Origin of the sequence: Mesomycoplasma ovipneumoniae (genome assembly GCF_038095995.1) — a bacterium.
Lineage (GTDB): Bacteria > Bacillota_I > Bacilli_A > Mycoplasmatales > Metamycoplasmataceae > Mesomycoplasma > Mesomycoplasma ovipneumoniae_F.
In genome coordinates this window covers 646747-672447 of record NZ_CP146005.1, presented here as the reverse complement: position 1 = coordinate 672447, position 25701 = coordinate 646747, and the positions used below count along the sequence as shown (strand labels likewise).

The 25701-nt window shown below is 29.4% G+C and carries 20 protein-coding genes and 2 tRNA genes; 11 read left to right on the top strand and 11 right to left on the bottom strand.

What is annotated here, in order from left to right; all coding sequences use genetic code 4:
• Positions 1 to 165 precede the first annotated feature (165 nt).
• Complete coding sequence (locus tag V3249_RS02530; protein WP_341517454.1) at positions 166 to 2091, bottom strand: hypothetical protein; 1926 nt, start codon at positions 2089 to 2091, stop codon at positions 166 to 168.
• A gap of 1255 nt (positions 2092 to 3346) precedes the next feature.
• On the opposite strand from V3249_RS02530, the gene V3249_RS02525 reads away from it, so the two are divergent.
• Both V3249_RS02525 and V3249_RS02520 read left to right on the top strand, forming a co-directional pair.
• A tRNA-Ser gene (locus tag V3249_RS02525) sits at positions 3347 to 3439 on the top strand.
• 5 nt (positions 3440 to 3444) lie between these two features.
• A tRNA-Leu gene (locus V3249_RS02520) sits at positions 3445 to 3529 on the top strand.
• A 105-nt stretch (positions 3530 to 3634) separates the two neighbouring features.
• Here V3249_RS02520 and V3249_RS02515 read toward each other — a convergent pair.
• From V3249_RS02515 to V3249_RS02505, 3 genes are all read right to left on the bottom strand, one after another.
• Positions 3635 to 3934: a hypothetical protein gene (locus V3249_RS02515; protein WP_337897134.1), complete on the bottom strand. Its 300-nt coding sequence runs from the start codon at positions 3932 to 3934 to the stop codon at positions 3635 to 3637.
• Positions 3935 to 4017: 83 nt separating this feature from the next.
• A complete protein-coding gene (locus V3249_RS02510) occupies positions 4018 to 5265 on the bottom strand; it encodes an IS3 family transposase (protein ID WP_341517453.1) in 1248 nt (415 codons plus the stop codon).
• Positions 5196 to 6101 carry a hypothetical protein gene (locus tag V3249_RS02505; protein WP_337896800.1) on the bottom strand — a complete coding sequence of 302 codons (906 nt, stop codon included), beginning with the start codon at positions 6099 to 6101 and terminating at the stop codon, positions 5196 to 5198. The genes V3249_RS02510 and V3249_RS02505 overlap by 70 nt, the downstream gene beginning before the upstream one ends.
• 159 nt (positions 6102 to 6260) lie before the next feature.
• On the opposite strand from V3249_RS02505, the gene V3249_RS02500 reads away from it, so the two are divergent.
• The gene (locus tag V3249_RS02500) at positions 6261 to 6401 is read left to right on the top strand and encodes a hypothetical protein (protein WP_252263094.1); all 141 of its coding nucleotides are present in this window, start codon (positions 6261 to 6263) and stop codon (positions 6399 to 6401) included.
• A gap of 66 nt (positions 6402 to 6467) precedes the next feature.
• Here the strand turns inward: V3249_RS02500 and V3249_RS02495 are convergent, their stop codons facing one another.
• The 6 genes from V3249_RS02495 to V3249_RS02470 all read right to left on the bottom strand — a co-directional run bounded on the left by V3249_RS02495 (position 6468) and on the right by V3249_RS02470 (position 10322).
• The gene (locus tag V3249_RS02495) at positions 6468 to 6593 is read right to left on the bottom strand and encodes a hypothetical protein (protein WP_337896799.1); all 126 of its coding nucleotides are present in this window, start codon (positions 6591 to 6593) and stop codon (positions 6468 to 6470) included.
• A gap of 889 nt (positions 6594 to 7482) precedes the next feature.
• A complete protein-coding gene (locus tag V3249_RS02490; protein WP_337897039.1) occupies positions 7483 to 8397 on the bottom strand; it encodes an RluA family pseudouridine synthase in 915 nt (304 codons plus the stop codon).
• Positions 8375 to 8812, bottom strand: coding sequence for a Dps family protein (locus V3249_RS02485; RefSeq protein ID WP_044283876.1), 438 nt, complete (start codon positions 8810 to 8812; stop codon positions 8375 to 8377). The genes V3249_RS02490 and V3249_RS02485 overlap by 23 nt, the downstream gene beginning before the upstream one ends.
• A 15-nt stretch (positions 8813 to 8827) precedes the next feature.
• Positions 8828 to 9052, bottom strand: a complete 225-nt coding sequence (rpmE, locus tag V3249_RS02480; RefSeq protein ID WP_044283875.1) for a 50S ribosomal protein L31 — start codon at positions 9050 to 9052, stop codon at positions 8828 to 8830.
• A gap of 58 nt (positions 9053 to 9110) precedes the next feature.
• Positions 9111 to 9716 (bottom strand): FMN-dependent NADH-azoreductase, encoded by a 606-nt coding sequence (locus V3249_RS02475; protein ID WP_337897040.1) that lies wholly within the window; start codon positions 9714 to 9716, stop codon positions 9111 to 9113.
• Between the two features lie 21 nt (positions 9717 to 9737).
• Positions 9738 to 10322 carry an FMN-dependent NADH-azoreductase gene (locus tag V3249_RS02470; RefSeq protein WP_337902609.1) on the bottom strand — a complete coding sequence of 195 codons (585 nt, stop codon included), beginning with the start codon at positions 10320 to 10322 and terminating at the stop codon, positions 9738 to 9740.
• A gap of 331 nt (positions 10323 to 10653) precedes the next feature.
• On the opposite strand from V3249_RS02470, the gene V3249_RS02465 reads away from it, so the two are divergent.
• The 7 genes from V3249_RS02465 to V3249_RS02435 all read left to right on the top strand — a co-directional run bounded on the left by V3249_RS02465 (position 10654) and on the right by V3249_RS02435 (position 21442).
• On the top strand, positions 10654 to 10794 hold the full coding sequence (locus V3249_RS02465; RefSeq protein WP_252263094.1) for a hypothetical protein: 141 nt from the start codon (positions 10654 to 10656) through the stop codon (positions 10792 to 10794).
• A 368-nt stretch (positions 10795 to 11162) separates the two neighbouring features.
• Complete coding sequence (locus V3249_RS02460; RefSeq protein WP_069099624.1) at positions 11163 to 12059, top strand: ABC transporter ATP-binding protein; 897 nt, start codon at positions 11163 to 11165, stop codon at positions 12057 to 12059.
• A gap of 35 nt (positions 12060 to 12094) precedes the next feature.
• Positions 12095 to 13246: a methionine adenosyltransferase gene (gene metK, locus V3249_RS02455; RefSeq protein WP_341517452.1), complete on the top strand. Its 1152-nt coding sequence runs from the start codon at positions 12095 to 12097 to the stop codon at positions 13244 to 13246.
• 129 nt (positions 13247 to 13375) lie between these two features.
• On the top strand, positions 13376 to 15592 hold the full coding sequence (locus tag V3249_RS02450; RefSeq protein ID WP_341517451.1) for a putative immunoglobulin-blocking virulence protein: 2217 nt from the start codon (positions 13376 to 13378) through the stop codon (positions 15590 to 15592).
• A gap of 569 nt (positions 15593 to 16161) precedes the next feature.
• On the top strand, positions 16162 to 16302 hold the full coding sequence (locus V3249_RS02445; protein WP_252263094.1) for a hypothetical protein: 141 nt from the start codon (positions 16162 to 16164) through the stop codon (positions 16300 to 16302).
• A gap of 704 nt (positions 16303 to 17006) precedes the next feature.
• Entirely contained in the window at positions 17007 to 19256 is a 2250-nt protein-coding gene (locus tag V3249_RS02440) for a putative immunoglobulin-blocking virulence protein (RefSeq protein WP_341517450.1), read from the top strand.
• Between the two features lie 1154 nt (positions 19257 to 20410).
• Complete coding sequence (locus tag V3249_RS02435) at positions 20411 to 21442, top strand: restriction endonuclease subunit S (protein ID WP_341517665.1); 1032 nt, start codon at positions 20411 to 20413, stop codon at positions 21440 to 21442.
• A gap of 132 nt (positions 21443 to 21574) precedes the next feature.
• On the opposite strand, the gene V3249_RS02430 is transcribed toward V3249_RS02435, so the two are convergent.
• Positions 21575 to 22822, bottom strand: a complete 1248-nt coding sequence (locus V3249_RS02430; protein ID WP_341517449.1) for an IS3 family transposase — start codon at positions 22820 to 22822, stop codon at positions 21575 to 21577.
• 58 nt (positions 22823 to 22880) lie between these two features.
• On the opposite strand from V3249_RS02430, the gene V3249_RS02425 reads away from it, so the two are divergent.
• The gene (locus tag V3249_RS02425) at positions 22881 to 25598 is read left to right on the top strand and encodes a P110/LppT family adhesin N-terminal domain (RefSeq protein WP_341517664.1); all 2718 of its coding nucleotides are present in this window, start codon (positions 22881 to 22883) and stop codon (positions 25596 to 25598) included.
• Positions 25599 to 25701: the final 103 nt, after the last annotated feature.

Genomic DNA, 25701 nt, shown 5'->3' with positions numbered 1-25701 from the left:
TTTTTGTCTTAAAACTGGGAAACTCGGGTATATTAACTTAGATTTGTTATCTATTTATAAAAGAACAGCATGCCTGCTGTTCTTTTATCTCTTTATCTTTTTTTATGCTATTAGAATTATTCTGGCAGTTCGGGTGGTTTGAATGGACCTAACATTGCATAGTAATTAAGTGGGTCGTATAATAGTGGATGACCAGTAACCTTGTGGGTTAATGGAGATTATTCAAGAAGATCTGCCTTGTTGGTTTACAAATTGTGGGGCGTTAAAATTTTGTTGACCTGAATTAAAGGTAAGATTCACTTTCGATAAATCAGGTTTGTTTTTGGATCCTTCTTTATTTTTTACATATAAAATTGTTCAGGTCCCACCTCTATATTGAGTACCACCATTCGGAAGTCCAGTGTTTATTGAAAGGCCTGGATTACCGCTTAGTCTAGGTATTGCTCTATTTAAATAAAAAATATCATTAAGGTGACCATCATTTGTTGTTCATTCAACCGAAGGTGCGGACCAAAATACTTTCGAAATATTTTTTGGGAATTTATTGATTCGAGGAAGTACGTGAGTATCGTCATTCTTATCGCCTCAAGTTCTATTTCATCTTCCTCAGTAGTTTGATCCTTCGGTTACTATCGACAAAGCATCATGAGGGTTAGAGGTAGTTGCATACGGCATTATATGCCCAGGGGTAGCATAAGGTGAATTCAAAACAAAAGAATAAGTCGAAGCTGGGCTAGTTATATCTGGGTTTTTGAATTGGAGTGAAATTGGCAAATTGACAACTTTACCGGCTGGGTATCAGAGCGGCTTTGCATTTGCAAACTTTGGCGGCAGTTGGAAAGTACCTAAATTTGTATTAATTCTTCAGTAAAGTGTCACATATTTTATCCCAAAGCCAGCATCGGTTTTGGTTCTAATTGCAACTGGCTCTTCGGGAACTTCAATATCCTGAACTGGCTGACCAGTATCCCACCTTGGGTTATTAAAAATTTGACTATCAGGGATACCAATTCGCTTCTGGCTAACTGAATGACCAAATTGTTTATTAATAACAACTTTCAGCCAATCCTGTTCATCATAAGGAGTCAAGTGGGCAAAATCCCCAAAAGGATTATAATCTTTTCCAGTTTTTTGAATCAAATCAAGTGGATCATAAATTGCATAACTAAAGCCCATTAGCCCTGGGTTCATATAGTCGACATTAGTTGGGGTAACAATTGCCGCACTAGATTGGAGTCTAAATGTTATGGATTGGGATTTAGCGGGGGTAGATTGACTGGCGACACCAGAGGTAGTACCTTGAGTACCAGGACTACCATTAGTACTATCAGCCTGACTAGGATCAACTTGATAGTTATTTATATCCTTCATTGTGACTTTAATTTGCGCACCAACAATTGACTTTAAAGTTTTTGGTTGCAACTTAAATGTTGCCGTTACACTTTGAGGATCTCATTTTAAGTCGGATAAGGTAACATCATTAGAAAATTCACCTTTACTCTTTGGAGTATATTGACCTACACTACTTAATTCCTTTTTAACAGGATTTTGGTTTGTTACTTGGTTGTTTTGATGAGTTCTATGAGGGATTAATGTAACTTCAAGATTTTTCTTTAGTCAATCCTCAGTTATTACAGTCCCCGCCTGCTCGTTAAATCTAACATAGACTTGCTCACCTTCATAATAGTCATATCTTAGTGGGTGAGATCAGGCTGCCTCAAGACTAACAGGAACGTTGAGAGGAGCAAAATAGATGTCGTTGAATTTTGATCCGCTTTTAGAAGCACTTTTAACTGGTAGGCCATCAACATCTTTAAGAAATTCTAAAAGTTGTTTATCATGTTCAAACTTTTCAATTTTATGACTTTCTTTAATTGCTGGATCATAAGGAATAATTTCGGTTACTCTATAAATTGCTCCTGGTTCAAGATTTGAAATATTAAAAGTTAAAGTTTGAGTTTTTGTATCAATTAAAACTAGATTTGAATTTGATTCAATTGATAAATCATTACCAATAGGAGGAAAGACTTTTATGTATGATACTATAAAAGGAACATCAGCAATTGAATCAGCTTGTTTTTGATTTAACACTAATCAAACAAATATAAATTACCCCTTTGGTTTTAACCAAAGGGGGTTTCTATTATTTTAAATTTCGCCTTTTTCAAAAAAAAAAAAAAATGTTTGGTCTAGAAAAAAATTCTGTTATAATTAACCTCACCTAAGAATGAATTAATAAATTTTGATATTGGAATTAGCAAGGACTTAAATTTAACCTTTTGCAAAAAAAAAAAAAAAATGTTTGGTCTAGAAAAAAATTCTGTTATAATAAACCTCACCTAAGAATGAATTAATAAATTGTTGACATTAGAATTAAGAGGAATAGTTATTTTTTTTGTCTAAAAAAATCAGAAAATGCGAATTTTTGCACTATGCTTGAAATATGCCAGAATGCATTAAATTTAGCCTTTTGCAAAAAAAAAAAAAAAATGCTTGGTCTAAGAAAAAAATATGTTATAATCACTTCAACTAAGAATAATTAATAAATTTTGACATTAGAATTAAGGAGGGATTAAATATGTTTTTTGCCTAATAAAATCAAATAATTCAAATTTTGAACTATGTTTTAAAATATTGCATAATACATTAAAATCAACCTTTTACAAAAAAAAAAAAATGCTTGGTCTAAAAAAAATTTATGTTACAATTAGATTCACTAAGAATAATTAATAAATTTTGATATTGAATTAAGGGGAATTGGTTATGTTTTTTGTCTAAGAAAATCAGATATTGCGAATTTTCCATTATGTTTTTAAATATGATGGATTGCCATAAATTTAACCGTTTAGAAATCTATAAATTTATGGCTTTTGGTTATGGCTCTTTCAAAACTTCACATATTTTTTAGGCTCAATTTAAATAAAAACGAGTTTTCTATTTAAATTGAGTTTAAATAGCAGTTGTATTTTTTATGATTTTTATCAGTGTTTTGAACTAAAAAAGTAGTTTAGAAATTTTATAATTTTGCTTTTTAGGCTAAAATTTTAGCTTTTTTAGTTTGCTTTATTTGACTGTTAAGTAGATTTTTCTTTCGTGATGGTTATATTTCAAAAATTTTTTACTAAAAATTTTTTTTGTGTTATAATTATCATGAATAACAAAAAATCATTAATGAATTTTTAGATATATTGTTCATTCAAAACTTAACCCTTTGCTAATCATTTATTCTTAGGAGCCGTTCTTTTGAACTTTTATTTCCTTTAATTTAGAAGTTTAAAAATTTGAATCTAAATTAATAGTAATCCTTTTTTGTTGTATAATTATAGTGTAAATCTTATGTTACTTTGGATCAGTACTCAAGAGGCTTAAGAGGATATGTTGGAAACGTATTAGGGGTTGAAAAAAACCCGCGCAGGTTCAAATCCTGTCTGATCCGCCATATAAGCTCTCGTGGTGAAATTGGTATACACGTTAGATTGAGGTTCTAATCCGGAAACGGGTGCAAGTTCAAGTCTTGTCGAGAGCACCATATAATAAATTAATTTTTTAAGCTCAAAAAAACCACTTAAATAAATAAGTGGCTTTTTTTGAGTTTATATTGATTTTTTACTTACTATTTCCTAAAAATTTCAAATTAATTATCAATAATCACTAGACGGTCTATAAGTTCGCTAATGAGTCCTTGAGTTAAATCGATTAATGAAATAATAGCGCCAGCATTTGAAAGAACACTTGAAGCTAATAATGCTGGTCTAACAGTTGTTTGTATTTTTCTAACATTATTTGCAAGAGTTAAAACTCCTCGAAGTCATTTGTTAACGCTACCTGCAATACCAATTGCATTTGCATGGCTTGCCATTTGTCCTTTGATTTTATCGCTAATATCAAAAGGAGCTTTTTGTAGTTGATAAATTGGTAGAAAAATCTCAGACAATTAGTTTTTTACCTATGATTTTGATTACACCGCTTTTGTTAATTTTTTCTAGCATGTTCATTTTAAAAATTTGGACAAATAATTTACCTCATATAATAACTTGGAGTTTTATATGATAAGCAACTTTGAGGTCTTTCATAGTTATACCAATGAATAAATGAACTTATTTTTTGATAAGCAATAGCCACATTTTCAAAATTTTCGCCCTCAATATTAATTAATTCGCGTTGAAAAACTGCATAAAAATATTCAATAGGGCGGTTTGCAAGAGCATTTCCTTTTGGTGACATTGATTGTTGGATACCATTTTGCTTCAAAAAATTAGCAAATTTGTAGTTTGCATATTCCACACCATGATCTGAATGGAAAAATTTTGGTTTAATATTATACTTTTTAATTGTTTGTTTCACTAAGTTTATAGTTTCTTCTGAAAATCTTGTTTTAGAAATCGAAAAATTGAGCAAGTAATTGGATTTTGTTTCAATAATTGAGTGTAGGTAAAATCATTCGTTGTTAATTTTGATAAATTTAATATCAGCAAACCATTTTTCACCAAAATTTTCTGAGGAAAATTCACCTTTGATATGATCTTCAGTCCAAATTCGTGTAAACTTTTTCTCTTTTGGCGCCGGTTTTCCTTGCCTTTTATAAGCAATTGATTTTAATCCTAAAAATTCGTAGTGTTTTTGAAACACGTACGTGCTTACATAATTTCCCTGATTTATGTAAATATTATATAGGATGTCTCGGCCTTTTACCTTTCGATTCAAATGGAAATTTTCACGAATTCACTCAAGTAATTTTTCATCATAAATCATTTTCTTTGGTGGTTTTTTTACCCTTATTTTCTCATAAATAGAAGTGCGATTAATGTTAAAAACACTACAAATTCTAGTGGAATTTTCGATTTTGTTTTTATCTTTTTCTTGCTCTTGTTTTCGTTTTTTGAGTTCCTCAAGAACAATTGCGGGGTCAATTCCGTATCTTCTAAGAACATTCTCCATTATCTCTTGATAAACTTCACGATCATTTTCAGAAAGGTCGTTAATTGTATATTTCTTCTTTGGTTTGCGTGGAGATTTGATTTTTCCACGAGTACTAATTAAACTTTTCATATCATTATTATAAAACTTTTTTTGCCAATTTCTTATCAAATTATTAGCGTATATATGCAACATTCATTCTTTATCCGCTTTTTTACTTTTAGATTTGTTTTTGTAAATTTCTCTAAATTCTTCTGCAAAATCCAAAATTGCGTTTTTTAAGCCTCTAGATTCGGCAATTTTGATGTATTTAAATTTCTCTTCAATTGTGAATTTGTATTGTTTCATTTTGACACACCTTTTTTCGAATAAGTCTGAAATTGGTGTACTAATTTAGCTTTTTGTAGTTGATCATAAAGTTCTTTGTATTTTACTGAAAGATAACTAAGCATTGACCCTGCTGCACCGGCTGAAACAGCAGCAACAAAATTAAGAGCAAAACCATAAGCCACGGCTAGTCCAAAATTTATTGCTGCAAATGAAGCAGTTTTTACATGTGACCTTCATACTCCGGCTGAATATCTATTATAAGTATCATTGTTTTGTGGAACTCCGGAGGCTGGTACTCTGCGAAAGCTTATTTTTCTAGGATCTCAAGGGAATGGGACATTACCCATAGATCAACGGTTTTGTGGTTTGTATTTGTATGAAAATGTTACTGCTGGCATTTTGACTTTGTGTTGATATTGTTTTTTTAATTGGTCATAATTAATGCCTTTTGTAGCTAAAGTATCTTTTGCAAGTTTTTCAAGATTTGCCCTTGGATTTGCTTTTACTTTATTAATAAAATTATTGAAATCTTTTTTAAATCTACCAAGATTGCCAATTTTTCGTGCTTCCTGGTCAACATCTTGAACATTTAAAAAATTAACGCTAGAATTTTGCTCCAATTGGCTAATAACGTTATTAGCTTCTGTATCTAAAAAATTATTAAATTCTTCATTATAAGTCAGACTTGTTGAATCTTTTTGATGCCAATTTTTCAGGGAAACAACTGTAATTACTGGAACACTAATCAACAAGCTAGCAAATGTTAAATTGGTTAATGAACTTAGACCAATAATTTTTTTAATATTTTTGTTATTTATTTTCCCGAGTTTCCCAGTTTTAAGACAAAAATTCACTTTTTAGTGAATATAAATATGAAGAAACACCCGTAAATCGGTGTTTTTTTAATGTAAAACCTTAATTTTATAAGTAGCATTTGGTAGCATTTTAAGTAATTTTATGGTATAATTATAAATTATGAAAAAACAAAAATTAACTAAGTTGGTTTAGTATCGATGTTGCAAAAATTAAGACAAAGGGTTGAATTTAACACTTTAGATCAGCAAATTATATTTAAAAAACACGATGGTGTCCCTAGCGATCCAAACATTTGAAATAGATATGATTTTTACTTTGATATCTTAATAAATCACTAATAAAATTGTAACCAACTTTTACCAAAAAACTTAAAAAAGTCCCTAAAACCGGATACTTTTTTAAAATTACCTTATGAAACTGGGAAACTCGGGTGTAATTACTGGAACACTAATCAACAAGCTAGCAAATGTTAAATTGGTTAATGAACTTAGACCAATAATTTTTTTAATATTTTTGTTATTTATTTTCATAAATCACCCCATTTCTTTGAAGTAAAAAAATTTACTATATATACTTATTATATAGTAAATTTTTGCTTTCAAATTTTTTTCTTTGTTTCTTTTTTTCTGAGTTTGCCAGTTTGATGGCAAAAATTCAATTTTAGTGAACATAAATATGCAAAAATACCCGTAAATCCGCGATTTTTGAGGCTAAAATCTTAATTTTTATTATTTTAAAATAAGCTTTGCAAAAAAAAAAAAAAAATGTTTGGTCTAAGAAAAAATTATGTTATAATAACCATCACTAAGAATGAATTAATAAATTTTGATATTGAATTAAGGGGGAATTGATTATGTTTTTTGCATGATAAAATCAGAAAATGCGAATTATCCATCATTTTTTAAATATGATGGAATGCCTTAAATTTAACTGTTTAGAAATCTTCAAATTTAGGGCTTTTGGTTATTGTTCTTTCAAAACTTCATATGTTTTTTTAGCCTCGATGCAAATAAAAACGAGTTTTCTATTTGCATCGAGTTTAAATAGTAGTTGTATTTTTTTATTGTTTTTGTCAGCTTTTAACTAAAAAAGGTAGTTTAAACATTTCATAATTTTGCTTTTTAGCCTGCTTTTTTGGTTAATAAGTAGGTTTTTCTTTTGTGAGTGTTAGATTTAAAATTCAGTGTTTTTCGTTTGGTAGTTACTTGTCCTGAGTTTTCCAGTTATCTTAATAAATCGGTAAAAAATAGGTAATTAACTTTTGCCAAAAAAGTTAAAAAAGCGCCCAAAACCGGACACTCTTTTAAGATTATCTCATCAAACTGGGAAACTAGGGATATCCTTATTATATAGTAAATTTTTGCTTAAAATTTTTCTTTGTTTCTTTTTTTAATGAAATACTCTAAGATAATAAAATTTTTAGATTTTTTCATTAAAGGCAATCATAAATTCCTTTGGCAGATCAGTGCTAAATTCAAGTTCTTTTCCGTCAATGTGTCTAAAAATTAATTTGTAAGCATGCAATCTTTGGCCTAAATTATCAACTTTGGTTCCATAAATTGGATCGCCATAAACTGGAAAACCTATATGAGCAAGATGTAAGCGAATTTGATGAGTTCTGCCAGTCTCAAGTTGGCATTTTATTAGGCTAAAATTTTGATTTTTATAAACAAAATGCTTAATTAATTCAACATTAGTTATTGCCTGTTTGGAATTAAAATAACTAACTGTCTTTTTTAAGGGATTTTTAGAATCACGAGCAATTGGTAAATTTATTTTAATAAATTTATGAGGTATTTTTCCAACCACTATTGCTTTATAAAATCTTTGAATTTCTCTTTTTGCTAATTGATCAGCAAAATATGAATGTGATTTTGCATTTTTAGCTACTAAAATAAGACCGCTTGTATCTTTATCAAGGCGATGGATAATTCCTGGTCGAACTTTATCAAGATCACTGAGATTATTTTTTAAAAAATTAATAATTCCATTTACAAGTGTTCCGTCTCAATTACCAACACCAGGATGAACAACTAAATTTTTTGGCTTATTAATTAAAAGAATATCTTCATCTTCAAAAATAATTTCAAAATCAATTTTAGCAGCTTTTAATGATGGTTGTGGACTTATATAATCATTTATGATCATAATAGTTTGTCCAGATTTTACAACTAAATTTTTTTTAGAAGTTACAATATTATCAATTAAAACTTTTTTATTTGAAATTAAATTTTGAGCAATAGCCCGCGAAGAATTAGTTAATTTAGCAACTAAAATATCAATTCTTATCGGTTCTGAATCATAAATAAGATTAATTATTTGATTTTTGTGCATGAATTATTCAAAGTTCTTTATGATAGTAAAGAACCAGTTCATCAATTAACGGGAAAATTAAATGTTGAATTTCAAAATTTGACTCGTCTTGTTGGATATTTTTGCAAACTTCAAGAATTAGCTTGATTTGTTTGCCAATTTTTTCAAGTGCTACTTCAGAAGTTCAAATTTTTGAATTAAATATTTCTAAATCTGAATTTTGACTAATTTCATCAAAACTTGAAATTGCAACTTGTCCTAGTGAACGGATTTTTTCAGCGACTTCGTCAACAAATTCAATTGTTTTTTTTGCTAATTTGTCTGTATATTTATGAATAACTAAAAAATCTACATCTTGTAGGTTTCAATGAAAATTTTTCAAATTAGTATACAAAACAGTTAGATTTGCTTGTAATTTATTTAATTTTGTAATCATATTTAAAATTATTAACTATTTTTTTACAGGATTTTTTTGCGCTTTTGCTGCCATACGACGAAATCTTTCAATTCTTCCGGTAGTTCGACTAAGTGATCTATCACCAGTAAACTGAGGATGGCAACCAGAACAAATATCAATTGTAAATTTATCAACTACTGTTTTGATAGTAAATTCTGAATTACAAGTTGAACAAGTTAGAGCTAAATCGTGTTGAACAGGATGGATATTTTTTTTCATGTTAGTCCTTATAATTTTTTTTAAATCAATTATAAAATTATACTTGTTTTTCTATATTTTAAAAATTTTGTGCTAATTTTTTAATTTCAGTCTGATGTTGCTCAACAAAATCGCTAATTGATAGCTGATTTGCTGGCACTACTTTTGTTCCAGCAAGAACAAAAGGGCTTGAGACAATTTTAGCACCTAAAAATTCAAAAATTTGTTTAATTAAGGCAGTATGATTTCCAAATGGATATCAACCAATTGGGGCTCCTTGGGCTGTAAGAATTTGTACATTTTTTATATTATCTAATAATCCGTGATACTCGCCAGTTTCTTTATTAAGACTAAAGGTTTGATTTGGGATTGTAATTGCATCAAAAAAGTTTTTAGTTGTGGCTGAATAATTAAAATTTGTCATTGAAGTTGAAAAAACAACTTTATCTACTTTTTTTAATTTATCAATTCAAAACTCTGCTTGTGCATTTTGGTAAAAACTACCATTTTGAAAATTTTTTTCTGTTAAATTAATGTTAGCAATCGCAAATTTATTTAGATCAAGAACTTCGATTTGATCCTCAGGATTAAATTCCCTATAAAATTTAACAAAAAGATCTGAAAGAGTCGAAGAATATGATCCTTTTCTTTCATTAACTGATGACTTTAAAACTAGAATATTCATAATTTTCCTATTTTTATTTTTTTAAAAACTTTTGGCTGTATCTTTGATTTGATTTACAAGAGTCTCATCAAAGCCATTTTCTTTATATTTATAAGACTGTTCAATAATAAGGGGATTATTAATTTTTTTAGCACCAAGAAAATTAAAAGTACCAATGATTGTCTCAGCTGGATTTGGACTTGGTAGTTCTTCTTGTTTTGAATGTGAGCTTAGTATAATTTGGACATTTTCAATATTATCAAGAAGACCAATTGCTCCACCTTTTTTTGAATATTTATAAGAAAATGTACGATCAGCAAGACAAACTGCATCAAAAAAATTTTTAATTTGGGCTGAATAGCCTCAATTTATTATCGGTGATGAAATAATTACTTTTTTGGCTTGTTTTAGTTTTTCAATTCAAAAATCAGCATCAACTTCTTTTCAAAAACTTGAAAAATTTTCTGAATTTAGGGAAATTTGTCCAACTTTATAATCATTAAGATCAAATTCACTAATAATTGCATCAGGATTTTGCTCTTTATAATGTTCAATAAAAAGTTTTGCAACATTGTTAGAAGTTGAATTTTGGTTTAAATGTGACTTTATATATAAAACCTCTGTCATTTTTACCTCCATTTGGTTTTTATTTGCTATTTAATTAATTAAATTTTACCTTAAAAAACAATTTAAAAAAATAAAAAAAAATTATTACCAAAATTAAAATTTTCTGGTATAATAAATATACTCAATAAGAATAGAAAATCCCGAGTTTCCCAGTTTTAAGACAAAAATTCACTTTTTAGTGAATATAAATATGAAGAAACACCCGTAAATCGGTGTTTTTTTAATGTAAAACCTTAATTTTATAAGTAGCATTTGGTAGCATTTTAAGTAATTTTATGGTATAATTATAAATTATGAAAAAACAAAAATTAACTAAGTTGGTTTAGTATCGATGTTGCAAAAATTAAGACAAAGGGTTGAATTTAACACTTTAGATCAGCAAATTATATTTAAAAAACACGATGGTGTCCCTAGCGATCCAAACATTTGAAATAGATATGATTTTTACTTTGATATCTTAATAAATCACTAATAAAATTGTAACCAACTTTTACCAAAAAACTTAAAAAAGTCCCTAAAACCAGATACTTTTTTAAAATTACCTTATGAAACTGGGAAACTCGGGAAAAAAAATTATTACCAAAATTAAAATTTTCTGGTATAATAAATATACTCAATAAGAATAGAAAATTAAGAATTAAAATTAGTTTGTTTTATCCCTGGCATGGCTTGTTTTTCACTCTTCTAAAATTCACTTTTTTTATTTTAGTTTAATAGCTTTTTTGCATTAAATTTTAAAATATCTTTTAAAATTTAACTTTTGTATTATAATTTAGCCTTTAATGTAAAAGTTTAAATATATTATAAAAACTAGTTGAACTAGCAATTACAGGAGTAAATATGTCATTAAGTTTTTTTTCAAAGGCAAAAAAAGTTGAAAGACAAACACAAGCCTTAAAAATAATTAAAGAAACTGAGTCAGAAAATTTATCAGCAAAGCAATTAAAATTAATTCGCTGAGCAAATGATACTCCACGAGTTAAAGTTGGTAAAATTCAAGACGCTAACTTACCTGGTTCGATAATAGATTTTAAAAACGTATCAAAATATTATCTTTTTGGCTCTGTTGTTACAAAAGTTTTTGCAGATATTAGTTTTAGTATTGCCGAGGGTGATTTTGCTATTTTAAATGGTAAATCCGGATCAGGAAAGTCAACAATATTAAATTTAATGTCAGGGCTTGATAGGGCAACTGAAGGTGATATAATTGTTGACTCGGTTAATTTAGCCTATCTTAAAAATTCAGAGCTTACAAAATTCCGTCGTCAAAAAGTTTCATTTATTTTCCAATCATATAATCTTCTTGGAAATATAAATGGGTATGATAATGTTCAAGTTGGCGCTTATCTTCAAGGTGATAAAACAAAACTTTTAGATATCCAGGATTTATTTACTGAATTTGAACTAGATGATATAAAATTTAAATTCCCATCACAAATGTCCGGTGGTCAACAACAGCGAATTTCAATATTAAGAGCTCTTGTTAAAAACGCAAAAATAATTTTCGCTGACGAGCCAACCGGTGCTCTTGATGAAAATAACACAAATATAGTTTTAAGAATTCTTAAATACATTAATAAAAAATATAAAACAACAATTGTCATGGTTTCTCATGATCCCCAAATGGAACCTCTTGCCGACTTAATTATCAAAATAAATAACGGAAAACTGACAACAAAACGGCAAAAATCACTCTCTTTTGAAGAATTTCTGCAAGCAAAACAAAAAACTGCTTAATTCATAGCTATTAATTTTAGAACCAAAGGAAAAAAATGAAAATATCGAAAATTTCAGTCGCCGAATCTGTTGGAAAAGGTCATCCTGATAAAATTTGTGACCAAATTGCTGACTCAATTCTTGATAAACTTTTAGATCAAGATCCAAACTCAAGGGCGGCAATTGAAGTAATGGCTTCAAATCGACTTATTATTATCGGCGGTGAAATTTCGACAAAAGGCTATGTTGATTTTGTCAAAACTGCTTGGGAAATTCTGTTTGAAATTGGCTATACCGAAAATGATTTTACAATAATTTCGAATGTAAATAACCAGTCAAAGGAAATTTCTAGTCTTGTAAATCGTTCTCAAAATAGCCTTGGCGCAGGTGATCAGTCGATTGTTTATGGTTTTGCCACTAATGAGACTAAAAATTTTATGCCTCTTGCCCAAAGCCTTGCCCACTCTTTGGTTCAAAAAGCTGAATTTTACCGTAAAAATGGCCAGTTTTTAGAAGCCCTCGCTGACATGAAATCCCAAGTCGAAGTTATCTATGACCAAAACAGCCAACCAAAAATAACTAAAATGTTAATGTCAATTCAGCATTTAAAAAATTATGACATAACTCGCTTTCGCGATTTTGTACTAAATAAAATTATGATCCCAACTGCCAAAGAATATGGTCTAAATTCTGATTTTAAAACTTTCATTAATCAAGCTGGTGAATTTACAATCGGTGGGCCAATTGGTGATAGTGGTCTGACTGGGCGAAAAATAATTATTGACTCCTACGGAGATGCAGCTCATCATGGCGGTGGAGCTTTTAGTGGAAAGGACTATACAAAAGTTGATCGAAGTGGGGCTTATATTGCCCGTTATATTGCAAAAAATCTAGTTGCTGCTAATTTAGCAGATGAAATTGAAATTCAACTCTCATACCAAATTGGCTCTGAATTTCCTGATTTAGTTAATATTACTTATGTTAAAAACTCTAAATTTAGCACGGATCAAATTAGTCAAATTATTAGAGATGTTTTTGATCTTCGACTTGCTAATTTAGTTAGTCAACTTGGACTGTGAAAGCCAATTTACCAAAATCTTGCAGTTTATGGACATTTTGGTCGCGATGATCTTGATCTTAGCTTTGAAAAGACTGATTATGTTGAAAAAATTCACCAATATTTATCAAAGCAAAACTGAAAAAATTAGCCCAATTTTTTTAAATTTTTTAGCACCTTTTTTATAATTTATATTATAATTTAATTAAATAAGTAAAACAAAGCGAAAGTAAAATAAGTTAAGCAAAGTTAAACAAAGTAATTTGCAAAAGGAGATATCATGGTACTGTATTTATCAAAAAGAAAAAAAATAATTGCCGTTTCATTGCTCGGACTTTCTGTTGCTAGTGCAGCTTATATTCCGAGTGTTTTTTCGGGTAGTATTTTTGATCCTTTAGAAGTTTCTTATTCAACATCAACTCCTTCAACAGTTTTAAAAAACACCCCAAATGATGTTAATTTTTCTCCTGTGGCAAATACAAATTTTATCAACCCGCCTAAAAAACAAAATCTACCTGAAGCGCCAATTCCAAGTCCAGGACCAAAAATAGTTGTCCCAAAACCAGTTGAAACTGTCCAACCCCCAACAGTTAAAAAAATTGACAACCCTGTTCCCCAGTCAACACCAAAAGCAAAACCAAGACCAATCTCACCAATCGTTACCTCAATTCGAACTATCGCCCGCCCAACTCCTCGTCCGGTTCAAAGAGTAAGAACAGTTCAAACAGTTACTACCCCAGCAGTCCAAAGTCGACCGGTAACTCCTACTTTTACCCCGCCTGCTCCTACTCCTTCAGCTACTTATCAACAAGTTGATACTGGAAAATATGGTCAAGCTCTCCAAAACCTTCAATTTCGGGCTTCAACTAATGTAACTACTGCTAATTCAAATATTTCAAGAATAACCGCTGAAATTAAAGAATTAGAAAGACAGAAAAATCAAGAACATTTGTCAGTTTACTGATCAGGGTCAAAAGCGGAAGGCACAGAAGAATATAATCACCGCCTTAAAGTTTGAAATGAAAGCTATAATTACCAAATTAACCAAAAAAAATATGAACTTGAACGTCAACAATATGACTTAAAGTACCACTCTGAACGTAGAGCCCGTTTTGAACAAGGACGCCTAACTAAAGAAGAAATTGGTCTGCTTGAAAAAGGTTATACTCCCGATAGAGATACTGACGGATGAGAACCTAGAAATAATATCGTTAAAAAAGCAATTAAAGCTGATAATGCAAGAGGAATTGCACCTTATGATAGCCCATGGCCAAACCAAGACTCAACAGTTTTAAGTAGCCTATCACGTCAAGGTTGATCTGGCGGACTGAATGATCCTAGTTCACATGTAAAGGATAGCAATTTTAATTCAGCTCTCTTAACTGCCGGCATTCCTAATGGTACCAATGCTATTCGCTTAATCCAATACAAGAAAAATGCCGATAACACCGCTGGAACTAATGGTCTAACCCAATTCAAATCGCTCTATCTAGACTCTTCAGATCCAACTGCCCTGTCAAAATTCGACAGCATTCTTGCAACTCTAGCCCAATCCCAATCTGACCTAAAAGAAGTTGTCCTTCAAAATGTCAAAGGCAAATATACCTCAACAATTGAACAAATTATCTCTAAACTGCCTGCTTCAATTACCTCCTTGCGCCTTTTTGTTGAAGACAACAAAGGACTTGAGGCTCTTTCAAAATTAGAAAATCATAAACTTACTGAATTATCGCTTTATTCAAATGCCCAAAAAGAAACCGGAACTTGATCTATTAATCCTAACGGGCTTAAAAATGTTGACTTTATTAAATGAGACTTTGTTGATAAGGCAAGTATAAATCTTTATAATCCAGGAGCAAAATTGCCTGGTTCAATTCGTTTTGATACACTTATTTGAACGCAAGAGCTAGGAAGTCCTGACAAAATCAACGAAGGACTAAAAATCGCTTTTGGATCAAAAATTAATCAGCGAGTTTTCCAAGGAGTTTTTGGTGGCCGTGGGGGCTATCCACCTAACCTTGATTTTTCTAAAACTGAAATAAAAACTTTTAGTGGTATTAAATTTGACGAAGCTAACAAAGACTTTAACGACCAAATATCAACATGAAAAACCGATACAGGTGAACCAGAAAAAGCTAACTTTTTCTTAAAGTTCCGAGACATTTCCTTTGGAATTGACTCTAATGGTTCTACTTCTGGACCAAAAACTTATACCGTTGAGCTCGATAAATTTGATGGCCAATTCCAAAAAAGACTTAATTTTGGACCTGTTGAGTTTTCAAACATTTTCATTAAAGACAAAGACGGAAAACAAGTTCAGGGTGCAACTTTAGTTCTTAAAGGAAATTATTCTGCAAGTGCTAAAGCTGATTTAGAATACTTCCTTAAAGCGGCAAAACGGGTAAATTCTTTTAGTAAAATCCAAGTTGATTCTTCTTTGGCTTCCCAACTTAGTGGCTCACTTGAAGGATTGCCGATTGAAACTAAAACATCCTAAAAATACTTAAAATTTTAAATATAAAAAAATCCACCTTTTAATATTCAAAGGTGGATTTTTTTATTATAATTTAGAATATTCCTGAGTTTGACAGTTTAATGGCAAAAATTCACTTTTTAGTGAATATAAATATGAAAAAATATCGGTAAAACCGTGTTTTTTGACCTAAAATCTTAATCTTTATTATTTTAGAATTAACCTTTTGCAAAAAAAAAAAAAAATGTTTGGCCTAGAAAAAAATTATGTTATAATAAACCTAACTAAGAATAATTAATAAATTTTGAAATAAGAATTAAGGGGGAATTAGTTATGTTTTTTGTCTAATGTGTTCTGGTAGCGCAAATTATCCATTATATTTTTAATATGATGGAATGCCTCCCGAGTTTCCCAGTTTTAAGACAAAAATTCACTTTTTAGTGAATATAAATATGAAGAAACACCCGTAAATCGGTGTTTTTTTAATGTAAAACCTTAATTTTATAAGTAGCATTTGGTAGCATTTTAAGTAATTTTATGGTATAATTATAAATTATGAAAAAACAAAAATTAACTAAGTTGGTTTAGTATCGATGTTGCAAAAATTAAGACAAAGGGTTGAATTTAACACTTTAGATCAGCAAATTATATTTAAAAAACACGATGGTGTCCCTAGCGATCCAAACATTTGAAATAGATATGATTTTTACTTTGATATCTTAATAAATCACTAATAAAATTGTAACCAACTTTTACCAAAAAACTTAAAAAAGTCCCTAAAACCGGATACTTTTTTAAAATTACCTTATGAAACTGGGAAACTCGGGAAAATTATGTTATAATAAACCTAACTAAGAATAATTAATAAATTTTGAAATAAGAATTAAGGGGGAATTAGTTATGTTTTTTGTCTAATGTGTTCTGGTAGCGCAAATTATCCATTATATTTTTAATATGATGGAATGCCTTAAATTTACCTGTTTAGAAATCTATAAATTTAGGGCTTTTTTTATTGTTCTTTCAAAACTTCATATTTTTTTTAGGCTCAATGTAAGTAAAAACGAGTTTTCTATTTACATCGAGTTTAAATAGTAGTTGTATTTTTTTTGTGATTTTTGTTGTTTTATCATAAATTGATTTTTGCCAGTGTTTTAACTAAAAAAGCTAGTTTAAAAATTTCATAATTTTGCTTTTTAAGTTAAAAAACCACGAAAAACCAGACACTTTTTAAGATTATCTCATCAAACTGTGAAACTTGGAAGGGTTACCGATTGAGACTGAAACGCCCCAAAAAATCCTTAAAAATTTTTTGGACAAAAAGTTTTGTTTTTTTAAAAAATCATTTATAATAATTTCTAAATCTATCTAAAAACAAAATTAGCTAAAATTTAAATTCAAAATTTGCCTAATTTTGTTTCTTTGTTTTTAGGAGGTTAAAATGCAAATTTTTTATGTCTCAAAGCGCAAAAAATATCTAATAGGAGCAGCAGCAAGCGCTATTGCCGTTAGCTTTTCCTTTGCATTAAATGAAGTAGTAAATAATTTTAACTGAGAATCTCCTTTGGTTGCTTATTCGCCAGAAGCGCCATCAATAATTCTTAAAAATATCCCAAATGATACCGCTTTTAATTCGCCAGTTACAAATTCTAAATTTATACCAGTCCAAAAACCTGAACCTAAAAAAATTGAATCAGATGCCCCGGTAGTCCAACCGCAAAAAGTTGAAAAAATCCCACCAAAAGTTGAAATTCCAAAACAAGTTAAAAAAATTGCTATTGCTACTCCTAAGCCTCAACCTGCTCCAAAAATAACAAGAAGAATAATTAGTCGAGTTGAATCAACCGTCCCAATCCCAGCTCCAAGTGTTTCAAGAACCGCAAGTTCACCTGTTCATAGCACAGCAACCACTACCCAAAGAGTCCAAACTTCGCCAAGACAATCTCAATCTGTTAATGTTTCGCCCGGAGCAGTCGAGCAAGCAAAAGCCAACTGGCGTTTAGGTCTGGCTGCTTCAACACGAAGAACTGAAGTAAATATTGCCGCACGAGTAGCTGAAATTGCCGAACTAGAACGCCAGTTAAAGCATGAATTTAAGCGTTATTACCCTAATGGTACCGATGAACAAAAAAAAGTATTTGAAGAAAGTCTAAGATACCAAATTTGAGTAGCAAATAATTACAAAACTAGAGAAGATAATTACTTAAAATTTTTAAAACAGCAAGCAATAGAAGGCCCAAAATTTTCTGAGATTGATTACAAATCAATTGAGCGAGGAATGACTGTTGATCCTAATGACCATCACGGCTGAATTTTTGTAAATCCTGATGACAATCCAATTACAGGAAAAAATGGACTTTATCGTCAACGAAACCAAAATCGTCTTTTAAGTAATGAAGGTTGAGTTCAACGTAATCCACACGGAATTGCTAATCAAAACTATGAGGGTTGAGACAAAGCCGATATTTCTTCTAATGATGAATGAAAAGCCGAAATTGACAAAGTTGCCGGTTCAGGTTCTGGATCAATAAAAGTTTACCGATATACTCAAAATGCCCAAAATAAACATAAAGCTGTAAAGTCCCAAATTATTGCTGTTTCAATTGATGCAAATGACAAAAATGCTTTTGAAAAATTCCAAGATTTTCTAAAATCAAATGTCGTTAACAAAATTGATGCTGTTGTTCTTAAAAATGTCGGCACAAAAAATAAAGACCAAAATATCGATAAAATTTTGCAAGCCTTACCAAATAATGTCCAAAAACTAACTTTATTTTTAGATGACCAAAAAGCAATAAATGGTCTGTCAGCACTTCGAGGCAAAAAACTTAAAGAATTAGAACTCTATTCTAACGAAAAAGCAATCGCCGATAACTGAGCAATTAATCCAAATGCCGTTGCTGATGTTGATTTTATTAGTTTTGATTATAATAATGCCGCTGATTTTCACAAAAACACGCCTGATGAGCAAATTCCTGGATCAATTTTATTTGACACACTCCGTTGGGATAAAGGAGACGATGAAGCTAAAATCACCGAAGGTTTAAAATTAGCTTTTGGCTCCAAAATTTACCAACGTCCATTCCAAGGTCGCCATGGTGGTAAAGGTGGCTATCCTCCAAAACTAGATTTTTCTGAAACAAATATTAAAACAATTAAAAACCTTAAATTTGACGAAATTGACCGAATTTTTAATGATAACATTAAAAACTGAAAAGAAGATAAATATGCATCTCAAGATTATGAAGGCTTTAAAAAGCTAAGATTTACTGATATTTATTTTGCCGTCGATATTAATTCTGGATCTAGCACTAATCTAGGTCTAACTTTTTCAGCTAATGTTTCAGACTTTGAAGGCTCAAAATATACCGACAAATTAAGTGGAATTTCTGAGCGTTATGACAGTCCTACTGGGCGAATTTATTTTCGTGATCAAACTGGCCAAAATCAGCAAAATGTTACATTTAATATAAGCGGAAATCTTAGTGAAGATGCAAAAGAACAACTCAAAGCCTTTGTTGAATCAGTAAATAACGCTTATCCTTTTAGTAAAATTGTTGTCGATTCTGAACAAATTAAACAAGATCTAATTAAGTTTTATCAAGAAAAAACTAAAGACCTAAGACAAAAACAAGCATCACAAGGTAAATTTGCCTTGCGTGAAATAAGTGTTAAATCCTCTTCATCTTAATTTAGAATATTTCTGATTTTCCCAGTTTGATGGCAAAAATTCACTTTTTATTGAATGCTAATATGTAAAAATACTCGTAAATCGGGGTTTTTTGACTTAAAATCTTAATTTTTATTATTGTAAATTTAACCTTTTGCAAAAAAAAAAAAAAAATGCTTGGTCAAAAATAAAGTTATGTTATAATTAACCTCACTAAGAATAATTAATAAATTTTGCTATTGAATTAAGGAGGAATCAAGAATGTTTTTGTCATAAAAAAATTATATACTGCGAATTTTCCATTATATTTTTAAATATGATGGGATGCCTTAAATTTGACCGTTTAGAAATCTACAAATTTAAGGCTTTTGATTATTGTTCTTTCAAAACTTCGTATATTTTTTTAGGCTCAATGTAAGTAAAAACGAGTTTTCTATTTGCATTGAGTTTAAATAGTAGTTGTATTTTTTTGATTTTTGTCAGTGTTCTAAACTAAAAAAGGTAGTTTAAAAATTTCATAATTTTACTTTTTAAGTTAAAATTTTAGCTTTTTTAGTTTACTTTTTTTAATTAATAAGTAGATTTTGCATTCATGAGTGTTAGATTTAAAATTTAGTGTTTTTACTTTGATAGTTATTTTTCTTGAGTTTGACAGTTTGATCACCTTCTTAGTGATCCAAATATTTGAAATAAGATGATTTTTACTTTGATATTTTAATAAATAAGTAAAAAATAGGCAATTAACTTTTGCCAAAAAAATTAAAAAAGCGTGAAAACCGGAGACTTTTTAAGATTATCTCATCAAACTGGGAAATTCGAGAGGTAAATTTGCCTTGCGTGAGATAAGTATTAAATCCTCTTCAGATTCTTCATCTTAATTTAGACTACTAAAATTTTTAAATATAAAAAAACCCAACTTTTACTATTTAAAGGTGGATTTTTTATTATAATTTAGAATATTTAAAGGACTAATTAATGAATAAAAAGCCAATTATACCGCTAGTTAAATTCAAAAACTTCAATTCAATTTGAATTAGTGATCAAGTTAAAAATTTATTTGAGATTTCCCGAGGACAAACGTTAAGCAAAAACCAAATAAAAACTAGACCCGTAGAGATTGACACACACACACACAGAGAGAGAGAGAGAGAGAGAGAGAGAGAGACCGCGGCTACATCTATCCGGTTTACTCATCACAAACAGAAAATCACGGGATTTTAGGCTATTATAACGAGTTTTTGGCGCAAGGGAAAATAATTTTTTCAACTCACGGAAATCCAGGATCGGCTAGATTTATTCAAGAAAAATTTTTTGCTACCTCTAATTGTGGAATTTTGACTTCAAAAAAGTATCCTGAAAGTACATTTTTTGCAATTCAGTTCGAAAAAAATTCCAAAAAATTCATTTCTAAAAGTACAATCCCGCATTTAATTAGCTCAAATGTACTCAAAATTGAGATAAAATTCACTCCAGATATTACCGAGCAGCAAAAAATTTCGCAACTTTTTGAGACTTTTGAAAACCTACTAAACAAACTTGAAAAAAAAATTCATCTTTTGAAAGATCTTAAAAATAGTCTAACTAAAAAAATGTTTACTGATTTAAGCTCAAATTTTCCTTCAATTAGATTTAAGGGGCTGAGTCAACCCTGAAAAACTGAGCAAATTAGTGATCTTTTTCAAACTTATAAAAACAAAAATTCAAATAATTTAAAGCTTATAAGTTACTCAGTTTCAAATAAACTTGGATTTGTAAGTCAAAAAGAACTTTTTAAAAAAGGTGGAAAAGCTGTTTTTGCAAACAAAGACAACTCACAAATAATTACAAAAAATTCTTTTGCATTTAATCCATCAAGAATTCAAGTTGGTTCGCTAGCGTTATATAAAAATTCTATACCTGGTTTAATCAGCCCGATGTATGAAGTTTTTAGGCTCAAAAAAGACTATAATTCTGATTATTTTTTGATCTGATTTAAGACTGAGATTTTTAAAAAATTAATGCTAAAAAGTACAAACAAATCTGTTAGACATATTTTTCGGCTTAATGAAATTGAAAATTATTTTATAAAAGTTGCTGATACTTTTGAGCAAGAGAAAATTTGGAAACTTTTTGAAACTTTTGACTCACTAATTGCCGCTTATGAACAAAAAGCCCAATATTTTAAAAATTTAAAAACAAGTTTTATCACTAAAATGTTTGTTTATTAACTAATTTAAGGGATTTGTTTACTTAAATAAGTAGAAAAATCTCAGACAATTAGTTTTTTACCTATGATTTTGATTACACCGCTTTTGTTAATTTTTTCTAGCATGTTCATTTTAAAAATTTGGACAAATAATTTACCTCATATAATAACTTGGAGTTTTATATGATAAGCAACTTTGAGGCCTTTCATTGTTATACCAATCAATAAATTCACTTATTTTTTGATAAGCAATAGCCACATTTTCAAAATTTTCGCCCTCAATATTAAGCAATTCTCGTTGAAAAACTGCATAAAAATATTCAATAGGGCGGTTTGCAAGGGCATTGCCTTTTGGCGACATTGATTGTTGGATATTGTTTTGTTTTAAAAAATTAGCAAATTTGTAGTTCGCATATTCCACGCCATGATCTGAATGGAAAAATTTTGGTTTAATATTGTACTTTTTGATTGTTTGTTTTACTAAGTTTATAGTTTCTTCTGAAAATCTTGTTTTAGAAATTGAAAAATTGAGCAAGTAATTGGATTTTGTTTCAATAATTGAGTGTAGATAAAATCATTCGTTGTTAATTTTGATAAATTTAATATCAGCAAACCATTTTTCACCAAAATTTTCTGAGCTAAATTCACCTTTGATATGATCTTCAGTCCAAATTCGCGTAAACTTTTTCTCTTTTGGTGCTGGTTTTCCTTGCTTTTTATAAGCTAGTGATTTTAATCCTAAAAATTCGTAGTGTTTTTGAAACACGTACGTGCTTACATAATTTCCCTGATTTATGTAAATATTATATAGGATGTCTCGGCCTTTTACCTTTCGATTTAAAATAAAATTTTCGCGAATTCACTGAAGTAAGTCTTCATCATAAATCATTTTCTTTGGTGGTTTTTTCACCCTAATTTTCTCATAAATAGAAGTGCGATTAACCTTAAAAACGCTACAAATTCTAGTGGAATTTTCGATTTTGTTTTTATCTTTTTCTTGTTCTTGTTTTCGTTTTTTGAGCTCCTCAAGAATAATCCCGGGGTCAACCCCGTATTTTCTAAGAACAGTTTCAATTATTTCTTGGTAAACTTCACGATCGTTTTCAGAAAGATCGTTAATTGTATATTTCTTTTTTGGTTTGCGTGGAGATTTGATTTTTCCACGAGTACTAATTAAACTTTTCATATCATTATTATAAAACTTTTTTTGCCAATTTCTTATCAAATTATTAGCGTATATATGCAACATTCATTCTTTATCCGCTTTTTTACTTTTAGATTTGTTTTTGTAAATTTCTCTAAATTCTTCTGCAAAAGCCAAAATTGCATTTTTTAAGCCTTTAGATTCGGCAATTTTGATGTATTTAAATTTGTCTTGAATTGTGAATTTGTATTGTTTCATTTTGACACACCTTTTTTGAATGTGTCTGAAATTAATATATTAACTTAATAATTCAAAATTATCGGAATTTGACGATAAACTAGCAAATGCTACAAATTTAAACGTTAATTCAGAATTTAACACGACTGAATTTGATAGTTTAGTTGCTAACTTAAAACTTAAGTCAAAATTTGCTAAAAAATTAAGCGCTTCTGATGCACTAAATTTGCATTTTGATACTGCATATAATTTTGACTTAAATAATGCAATTGATTTTAGCCAAATTAGTCAAAAATATCCAGATTTCAATTTCAGATTGGTTGTTCCAAGGAGTCAATCAGAAGTAAAAATTGAGTCAAATAAAATAAAAAATCTTGCTGTTAATATTTCAAATTCAAGTAAAAGTATAAATTATACAGCAAGTTTTGACTTAGATTTTTCAGATCAAGATAAAACCTTGAATTTTTCAGCTCAAAATTTGAGTGCATCAATTAGTCTTCTAAATCAAGATTCTTTAGAAGGAAAAACCGCTACCGAAATTGCTATTTTGTTTTATAATGAATTTAAGGAAAATTTTGAAAAAACAAAAAATTCAAGTTCAGCACTGTTTGCAACATTTTCTAAATTTGGCGGAATTTCGTTCAACATAAATTCTGAGCCGGTTTTTGTTTTTCCTTCCAATTTTGAAATAAAACCCGAATTGCAAGATGAAAAATTAAATTTTACAAATGTTGATGATGTTAATAATAAAATTGGCTTAGCATTAAGTTTATTTGATAAAAAAACACAAAAAAGTAGCAAATTAACACTTAATTTTGTTGATGTACCTAAGAAAACAGATCAAAAAAAATCTTCTGAATTATTAAAAATTTTTAAAAAAAATTATAAATTTAACTCAACTATTTCTAAACATTTAGTGCAAAACAATCTTAGTGTATCAGAATATTTTGCCCAAAATCCTCAAAATTTAAATCTTGAGCAGTTTAATTCTTGATTTACTTCAAGTTCAAATGAAAATGAAAATGAAACATTTCTAGAAGATATTAAAGATTTAATCCCTAATTTTAGCCCAAAAAGTGTCACTTTTTCAGTAAAAGAAAACAAAAATGACCCTAAAAATTCTAATATTGTCAATGTTGGACTAAATATTGAAGGTAATTTTAGTGATGAAACATTACTTCCTTTAGGTCTAAAACTTGGCGAAAATAATACCTATACTTTCAATTTTGAACTAGAATTTGATGCAAACGAGGAAATTTATGGCGCATATTTTAAAAACGCAATCGAGAGTTTTGACCAACAAGGATCACAAGATATTGACAATTTAAGCTTTGAAATCAAGAAAAATTTGCCAATTACAGTTTTTGCTTCAACAATTGATGATAAAATCAGACCTTTTTTAAATAGAACTTACGATATAAAAGATATAACAACCCAGCTAGCCCCTTTTTTCGATGCTCTTAATTTTTTTGCAACAAAAAGTAACAAAATTACTCAAACCCCAATAGTTTCAAACACTGAACAGGACGCTGATAGCTCAGATGCTTCTACAACTGTTGATACAAATGTTAGTGCTTTACCGACCTTATTCCAAGATACAGAAGAACCAACTCCTGCCCCTTCTCCAACCCCTCCAAGTGATCAATCTTTAGGTGATTACCTAAGAAAACTTCTTGGAAATCTTGAAAAATCTAATCTTCCTGAGGGCACTTCTATTTCTATTTCTGCAAATCATCAAGATGAAACCTATGAAATAAATCTTAAGATTAAAACTCCTAATGGAATTGAAAGAAATTTAACAGTTGAAGTTGATGATGTAAATAAAGATAATAAACTTTATAAATCTTTTTCTGATACCGTAAAAACACACCTATTTTTAGATTGAAAAACTAATATTGAAACAGAAGAACAATATTTAGAAGATGGCCAAAAACAGCAAGTTTTAAAATCAATTTCAGCTGTTAATAATCCAAATTTAAGGTTTAATGCAAACGAAGCGCCTTCAAAAATATCAAAAGAAAAAGTACATATAGATGAACAGGAACAAGGCATTTATCTAGCTGAAGGTGGCATTTCCTTGCACAAAACTGTAAATAACAATACAGATCTAAAATTAAAAGACGGCACTTCCTTGCTTTATGCTTTTAAACCAAGTAAATTACCTCAGATAGATGTTCTTCAATATTTTTTACTAAAAACAGGTGAACAAGAAAATGATTTTAACTTAGTTATTGAAAAGGAATTCCTTGTCCAAGGTGTTTTTAAAATTGGTGCTGAATTTGCTCCTAAACCTAACCCCAAGCCCGGGCATAGTATAAATTTTAACAACAAAAAAACAGGATTTCAATCAACATATAATGGTAAATTAGAATTAAAATTAGGAAAAAGTAGTGAAGAAACCATTGAACCTAGCTTGGAACTTGATCCAAAAAATCGTCTCTCAATACTTCAAGATTTTCTTAATAATTCTGAATCCACTATTATTTTACGTGTAGATATTGAAAAAAAAGATAGCAAATCTGTTATGAATATGAAGTTTTATTCTAGTGAATCTGATGATGCTAAAAAACCGATTTTTACCTGAAGCCGCGATATACCAGAAGGTGCAAAATTAAATTTTGAAAAAGGTTTTACTTTTGGAACTACCAAATCACAACTTCAAGAACAAATTGACAATCTACCTTTAAGAACATCTGAAACTGGAATCACCTTTAAAGGTTTTGTTTTATTTGACACACCTCAAAGTGAAGAAGAATATAATAAACTTTTTGAAAAATTTAGATCCGAATATGTATAATCACAAATTTTAATTATAAAAAATCCTCGTAAAAACGAGGTTTTTTTATAATTAAGCAACAAAATTTAAGTCCTAGAACTAAATGAATTAACAGAAAAATTAA